General features: G+C 41.4%; 5 protein-coding genes and 1 pseudogene. All 6 read left to right on the forward strand.

The window, feature by feature from the left end:
* The first annotated feature begins 228 nt into the window (after window positions 1–228).
* Window positions 229–2,331, forward strand: a complete 2,103-nt coding sequence (pnp, locus tag Q4546_RS04520) for a polyribonucleotide nucleotidyltransferase (RefSeq protein WP_102439556.1) — start codon at window positions 229–231, stop codon at window positions 2,329–2,331.
* A 163-nt stretch (window positions 2,332–2,494) separates the two neighbouring features.
* On the forward strand, window positions 2,495–3,400 hold the full coding sequence (gene nlpI / locus Q4546_RS04525) for a lipoprotein NlpI (RefSeq protein ID WP_102439555.1): 906 nt from the start codon (window positions 2,495–2,497) through the stop codon (window positions 3,398–3,400).
* A 164-nt stretch (window positions 3,401–3,564) separates the two neighbouring features.
* Complete coding sequence (gene prfC, locus Q4546_RS04530) at window positions 3,565–5,148, forward strand: peptide chain release factor 3 (RefSeq protein ID WP_076542871.1); 1,584 nt, start codon at window positions 3,565–3,567, stop codon at window positions 5,146–5,148.
* A gap of 173 nt (window positions 5,149–5,321) precedes the next feature.
* Window positions 5,322–6,083, forward strand: a complete 762-nt coding sequence (locus tag Q4546_RS04535) for a TatD family hydrolase (protein ID WP_303445776.1) — start codon at window positions 5,322–5,324, stop codon at window positions 6,081–6,083.
* 184 nt (window positions 6,084–6,267) lie between these two features.
* Window positions 6,268–7,530 carry a NupC/NupG family nucleoside CNT transporter gene (locus Q4546_RS04540; RefSeq protein ID WP_102439553.1) on the forward strand — a complete coding sequence of 421 codons (1,263 nt, stop codon included), beginning with the start codon at window positions 6,268–6,270 and terminating at the stop codon, window positions 7,528–7,530.
* 66 nt (window positions 7,531–7,596) lie between these two features.
* Window positions 7,597–7,810: pseudogene (locus tag Q4546_RS04545) on the forward strand (hypothetical protein); the annotation flags it as partial.

A 7,810-nucleotide genomic window follows, 5' to 3' on the forward strand; every position in this document is an offset into this window, starting at 1 on the left:
ATTAAGTATAGCGTTTAGCCCAAGGATTAAAGCCTATTTTTCGGCCAGGGCATTGTTATTATCATTTTATATTGCCATGAGATATGAATTCATATAACCATATCGACCTTAAAAGGCAAAATATAAATTATTTTTTAGACTGATATGGCGATGACCTTTAACTATTATAAAAAATTGAAGTATACTTGTGCGCGTAATTTAAAGGTCAATAATTAAGGAATGGGTCACGTGAATCCAATTGTAAAGAGTTTTGAGTATGGTCAACATACTGTCACCTTAGAAACAGGTGTTATTGCACGTCAAGCTGATGCTGCAGTACTAGCGAGCATGGGCGATACAACTGTCCTTGTTACTGTAGTTGGTAAAAAAGTTGCGGATTTAAGCCGTGATTTCTTCCCACTAACAGTTAACTACCAAGAGAAGACTTACGCTGCTGGTAAGATCCCTGGTGGTTTCTTTAAGCGTGAAGGTCGTCCAAATGAAGACGAAACGCTTATTGCTCGTTTAATCGACCGTCCAATTCGTCCTTTATTTCCTAACGGTTTTAAAAACGAAGTCCAAGTCATTATTACTGTTGTTTCTGTAGACCAACAAATTGAGCCAGACATTGTGGCTATGATTGGTACTTCAGCAGCGCTGGCTATTTCTGGTATTCCATTCAATGGACCATTAGGTGCTGCACGTGTTGGTTATATCAACGGTGAATACTTACTTAACCCATCAGTAGATCAAGTTGCTGAAAGCGACTTAAATCTTGTTGTTGCAGGTACTAAAAGCGCTGTATTGATGGTTGAATCTGAAGCTAAGTCACTTGCTGAAGAAATCATGCTAGGCGCGGTAACTTACGGTCACGATCAACAACAAGTTGTGGTTGATGCGATTGCTGAGTTTAAAGCTGAAGCGGGCAAGCCTACTTGGGATTGGACTGCTCCTGTTCAAGATCAAGACTTAGTTGCTAAAATTAAAGATTTAGCTGAAGTTGGCATGACTGAAGCTTACCAAATTGAAGTTAAGCAAGATCGTTATGCGCAAGTTGGTGTTGTTAAAGCAGCAGCAAAAGCGGCATTAGTTGCTGAAAACGCAGATGTTGATCAACGTGAAGTTGATAACTTACTTGGTAGCTTAGAGAAGAACATTGTTCGTGGTCGTATTATCAGTGGCAAGCCACGTATCGACGGTCGTGAACCAGATATGATCCGCGCATTGAATGTACTTGCTGGTGTACTTCCACGTACTCACGGTAGCTCATTATTCACTCGTGGTGAAACTCAAGCGTTAGTTACTTGTACTTTAGGTACAGAACGTGATGCACAGAAAATTGATAGCATCATGGGCGAGCGTACTAACCGCTTCATGCTTCATTACAACTTCCCTCCATACTCAGTTGGTGAAACTGGCATGGTAGGTTCACCTAAGCGTCGCGAAATCGGTCACGGTAAGCTAGCTTGGCGTGGTATGAATGCCGTTATGCCTTCAGCTGAAGAATTCCCATACAGCATCCGCGTTGTTTCAGAAATTACTGAATCAAACGGCTCAAGCTCTATGGCTTCTGTTTGTGGTACTTCATTAGCATTAATGGATGCGGGTGTACCAATCAAGAGTTCAGTTGCTGGTATCGCAATGGGTCTAGTTAAAGAAGGCGACGACTTTGTTGTTCTTTCTGACATTTTAGGTGATGAAGATCACTTAGGTGACATGGACTTTAAAGTAGCTGGTACCCGTGATGGTATTACTGCTCTGCAGATGGATATCAAGATTGAAGGTATCACTCAAGAGATCATGGATATCGCTCTGCAACAAGCATACGGCGCTCGTGTTCATATTCTTAACGTGATGGACCAAGCAATTGGTGGCGCACGTGAAGATATCTCTGATCACGCTCCACGTATTACGACTATCAAGATTAATCCTGAAAAAATTCGTGACGTTATCGGTAAAGGTGGTGCAACTATTCGTGCACTTACTGAAGAAACCGGTACAACAATTGAATTAGATGACAACGGTACTGTTAAAATTGCTTCTTCAAATGGTGAAGCAACTAAAGAAGCTATCCGTCGCATCGAAGAGATTACTGCTGAAGTTGAAGTCGGCCGTATCTACAAAGGTAAAGTTATCCGTATCGTTGATTTTGGCGCATTCGTTAACATCTTACCTGGTAAAGATGGCTTAGTTCATATTTCTCAAATCAGTGAAGAGCGTGTTGCTAACGTTTCTGACCACCTTGAGATGAACCAAGAAGTTGACGTTAAAGTGATGGAAGTTGACCGTCAAGGTCGTGTAAGACTTTCTATCAAAGAAGCTGTTACTAAAGCAGAACCTGCTGCAGAATAGTTGTTAGATTAACTCAGTTAATCTAATCGATAAAGGAGAGCTAAGGCTCTCCTTTTTTATTGGCAAAATTTAGCCAATGATAAATTTATCTTTAACTGCGTAGCCCTTGGCGCTATTGGTTGATATGATGCAAACTAACTATAGAACCTGATAAGGTATTTAAATGGAACATAAATTACGGACCACTGTGGTAGCATTATGTGTCGGTGCCAGTATGTTATTGTCAGGTTGTGCTTCACTTTCAGGCAATGATAATAGCGCAGCGTCAGGCAAAGTGATGGTTTCTCCCAAAGTGCCTGATTACAAGTTAGAAGTCACTTTAGCTAAGCTCAATGACATTTTAGCCTCTATGGAATTAACCACTGAGCAACGAGCACGCTTTCATTATGACCGTGGTGTTATCTACGATAGTGTTGGCCTACGACTACTAGCTAAAATTGATTTTCACCAAGCGATAAAATTACAACCTAATCTTGCTGATGCATATAATTTCTTAGGGATTTATTACACCCAAGAAGGCGAGTTTGAACCTGCTTATGAGTCTTTTGATGGGGTCTTAGAGTTATCCCCCCAATACGATTATGCTTATCTCAACCGTGGTATTGCTTTGTATTACGGTGAACGCTATGAGTTAGCCACTGAAGATATGCGCACATTTTTGGCCCAAGCACCTGCTGATGGTTATCGTGCTTTGTGGTTATACCTAGTGCAAGTGCCGACAGATCAGCAAGCAGCGCAAGCCGAGCTATTAACTAACCGCCAATCGCTTAACGATCAGGCGTGGTCTTCAGTCATCATTGATTATTACCTTGGTAAGCTGACTAAAGAGCAAGTTTTTGATGCAGCTAAAGTCAACCTGACTCAACCTCAGGAGTATGCTGAGCGTCTGTGTGAAGCCTATTTCTACCTAGCTAAAAAAGCGGTGGAGCAAAAAGATTATCAACTGGCAGCGGATTATTATCGCTTAAGCTTGGCAACAAATATTTATGATTTTGTTGAACATCGTTATGCCAGAATAGAGCTAGCCCAAGCGCTGCAAATACTTGAACAATCTACAGTCGCTAATTAATAATAATTGTTAGCTCAGCACAAAGGCTAATGCATCGGCATTAGCCTTTTGGGTTTTTGAGTTTTTTAAACCATCACCATTTGGGTTTAAGTGAGTTTACCTAGCCAACCTAGATGGGAAACGCTATAATTTGCGCCTTTTTATTATGCTAGGGCAAGTAAACCATGTCAGTTCAAACAGTAGAGGTCGATAAACGTCGTACCTTCGCGATTATTTCGCATCCTGATGCCGGTAAGACCACTATTACTGAGAAAGTACTTTTATTCGGACAAGCAATTCAAACTGCAGGTACCGTTAAAGGTCGTGGCTCTAAACAGCATGCAAAATCTGACTGGATGGAAATGGAAAAAGACCGTGGTATTTCTATTACTACTTCGGTAATGCAATTTCCTTACAGTGATTGCCTAGTAAACCTACTTGATACTCCAGGTCACGAAGACTTCTCTGAAGATACTTACCGTACCTTAACCGCTGTTGACTCATGTCTTATGGTGATCGACGCGGCCAAAGGTGTCGAAGACCGAACCCGTAAACTAATGGAAGTTACCCGTTTACGTGACACACCAATCGTGACATTCATGAATAAATGTGACCGTGATATTCGCGATCCTATGGAAGTGATGGACGAAGTTGAAACTGAGCTAAAAATCGCATGTGCGCCAATCACTTGGCCGATTGGCTGTGGTAAGTCGTTTAAAGGGGTTTATCATATCCATCGCGACGAAGCAATTTTATACCAGTCAGGTTTAGGGCATAAAATTCAAGAAGTGCGTACAGTGAAAGGCCTTGATAATCCTGAACTTGATGTAGCAATTGGTGCTGAACTTGCTGAGTTATTACGTGAAGAATTAGAACTTGTGATCGGTGCATCACATGAGTTCGATTTAGAGGCGTTTCTAGCCGGTAAACTTTCACCTGTCTATTTTGGTACCGCATTAGGTAACTTTGGTGTTGATCATATACTTGACGGTTTAACTGAGTGGGCACCTAAGCCTCAACCTCGCGCCACTGAAGTACGTGATATTCATGCTGAAGAAGAAAAGTTCTCTGGCTTTATCTTCAAAATCCAAGCGAACATGGATCCTAAGCATCGTGACCGCGTCGCATTTATGCGTATTGTGTCTGGTAAGTACGAGAAAGGCATGAAAATGCATCATGTACGTGTCGGTAAAGATGTGCGTATTTCTGATGCGTTAACCTTCGTTGCTGGTGATCGTGAGCAAGTTGAAGAAGCCTACCCAGGTGATATTATCGGTTTACATAACCATGGCACCATTCAAATTGGTGATACTTTCAGCCAAGGTGAAAAAGTTAAGTTTACTGGTATTCCTAACTTTGCCCCTGAAATGTTCCGCCGTATTCGTTTAAAAGATCCGTTAAAGCAAAAGCAATTGCTTAAAGGTCTCGTACAGCTTGCCGAAGAAGGCGCTGTTCAAGTCTTTAGACCGCTAGATACCAACGACTTAATTGTGGGCGCAGTTGGCGTACTGCAGTTTGAAGTGGTTGTTGGACGCCTTAAGAGTGAATATAACGTCGAAGCGATTTATGAAGGCATTAGTGTTTCAACCGCCCGCTGGGTTTACTGTAAAGATGAGCGTAAACTCGAAGAGTTCCGTCGTAAGTGCAGCAGCAATTTAGCCTTAGATGGTGGTAATAACCTAACTTATATTGCACCGACTATGGTAAATCTGAATTTATCCATGGAACGTTACCCTGATGTAGAGTTCGCTAAAACTCGCGAAAACTAATCACTGTGGTGTTTGATGTTAAAAGGCGGTCTAACCGCCTTTTTTATTGGCTGTGATTTAAGCTTGAGGCTAATTTTATTCTATAGTGGCAAGATGAGTAACGTAAAAAGTGCTAAGCAGGTTTGCTGCATTAGCTGTGATTTGCAGTAAAGTTATTTGTTTGAGGGAAAGTGATGATAGATACCCATGCCCACCTTGATCTTGTGGATTTTGACCACGATAGAGCTGCTTTGTTTGCAAAGATGCGCGCAAACGGGATCGACAACGTCATTATTCCAGGGGTGAGTGAGTCATCTTGGGCTAAACAGCTAGAGGTTACCAGCGAGTTTGACTGCTATTTTGCCTTAGGTATCCACCCTTGGTATGTACCTGCTGACATTTCTCAAGCAGTGGCGGCGTTAAATAATCTCATCGCTAAACATAGGCCTAATCCAAGGTTTGTTGCCCTGGGGGAATGTGGTTTAGATAAGCTTCGACATTGGTCTAAATCACAGTTGGATTTACTCGAGGCTCAATTAGCATCAGCAATTGATTGGCAATTACCGGTGATTTTACATGCCGTAAAAGCTCATCCACAGCTATTAGCCATGTTGAAAAAATACCCTAACCCTAAAGGTGGGGTTATTCATGGCTTTTATGGCGCCCCAGAGTTGGCAAAATCTTATATTGAACTGGGCTATAAACTGGGAATAGGTGGGTTAATCATGAACCCTAGCGCCAAAAAGTTACAAAAAACGGTTACAGAAGTTGATATTAAACACTTCCTAATAGAAACCGACTCTCCCAGCATGGCGCCCTATAATTCACCAGATAAACGAAATACTCCGCTTCAGATAATAAGTTTTGTTGAACAGATAGCAAAATTACAAAAAAAAACCACTGTTTTAATTATGGAACAGTTGGGGTTAAATGCTCGACAACTGTTTGAGCTGTAATTCTTTTTTTTTAAACACCGTGGTTGGTGGGCGTTGCTGTGGGATAAGATCCTGAAATTAAACTCTAAAACTATGAACTAATCCACGATTTTCATCTGCTCGTCAGTTATAATCACTAACTGAAAATAGGTGAGTTAACAACAATTATACATATCGTTAACAAATTAAAAAAGGGTCGTGATTAATGGATATACTAATGAGTCTAGTAGGTGTGGTTACCATACTAGCAATCGGTTATGCACTATCAAATAACAGAAAAGCAATTAATGTGCGTACTGTTGGTGGTGCTTTAGCTATTCAAGCATTCTTTGCAGGTTTCGTTTTATACGTACCAGTGGGGAAAGATATCTTACAAGGTATGTCAGATGCCGTATCTAGTGTAATTAGTTATGCACAATCGGGCATTAACTTCGTATTTGGCGATTTAGCTCAATTCAAAGTTGGCTTTATTTTCGCGGTAAATGTTTTACCCGTTATCGTGTTCTTCTCTTCATTAATCGCAGTGCTTTACTACTTAGGCATTATGCAGTGGATCATCCGTCTCATCGGTGGTGGCTTGCAAAAAGCATTAGGTACTAGCCGTACTGAGTCTATGTCAGCGACAGCGAATATTTTCGTTGGTCAAACTGAAGCGCCACTAGTTGTTCGTCCATTTATTGCGACTATGACTAACTCTGAATTATTCGCAATCATGGTTGGTGGTTTAGCATCAATCGCGGGTTCAGTATTAGCCGGTTACGCGCAAATGGGTGTACCAATTGAATACTTAGTTGCTGCATCATTCATGGCGGCTCCTGGTGGTTTGATGATGGCTAAACTAATGCATCCTGAAACTGAAGAAGCTAAAAATGACATGTCAGATCTTCCTGAAGATCCTGATAAACCAGCTAACGTATTAGACGCTGCTGCTGGCGGTGCTTCATCTGGTATGCATTTAGCACTAAACGTGGGTGCAATGTTAATTGCCTTCGTTGGTTTAATTGCAATGGTCAACGGTATCATCGGTGGTGTAACTGGTTGGTTTGGTCTTGAAGGTATTACTTTAGAACTTATTCTTGGTTACATTTTCATGCCATTAGCATTCTTAATCGGTGTACCTTGGAACGAAGCGCTTGTAGCGGGTTCATTCATCGGGCAAAAGATTGTTGTAAACGAATTTGTTGCTTACCTAAACTTTGCTCCTTACTTACTTGATGCTTCTGCAGAAGGTTTCAAAGTAGTTGCTGAGACTGGCATGATGATGTCTGATAGAACCAAAGCTATCATTTCATTCGCATTATGTGGATTCGCTAACTTATCGTCTATTGCTATTCTATTAGGTGGTTTAGGTTCAATGGCTCCTAGTCGTCGCCATGACCTTGCTAAGCTTGGTATCCGTGCTGTTATTGCTGGTTCACTAGCTAACTTAATGAGTGCAACATTAGCGGGTCTATTCTTAGCGATTTAATATTCGCTATGGTTTAAACCTAGTTAATAAAAAGGCCGTTATTATTTATTAATAGCGGCCTTTTTTGTGTCTAAAAATAGTGGTTATCCTTGCATTGGCATTATGTGGCGCTGCTCACTTATCCGCTATGGCTATGGCTATGGCTATGGCTATGGCTATGGCTATGGCTATGGCTATGGCTATGGCTATGCTAATAGCTGGATTAGCTGGATTAGCTGGATTAGCTGGATTAGCTGGATTAGCTGGATTAGCTGGATTAGCTGGATTAGCTGGATTAGCT

The organism is Shewanella sp. 4_MG-2023, from assembly GCF_030548015.1.
Taxonomy (GTDB): Bacteria; Pseudomonadota; Gammaproteobacteria; order Enterobacterales; family Shewanellaceae; genus Shewanella.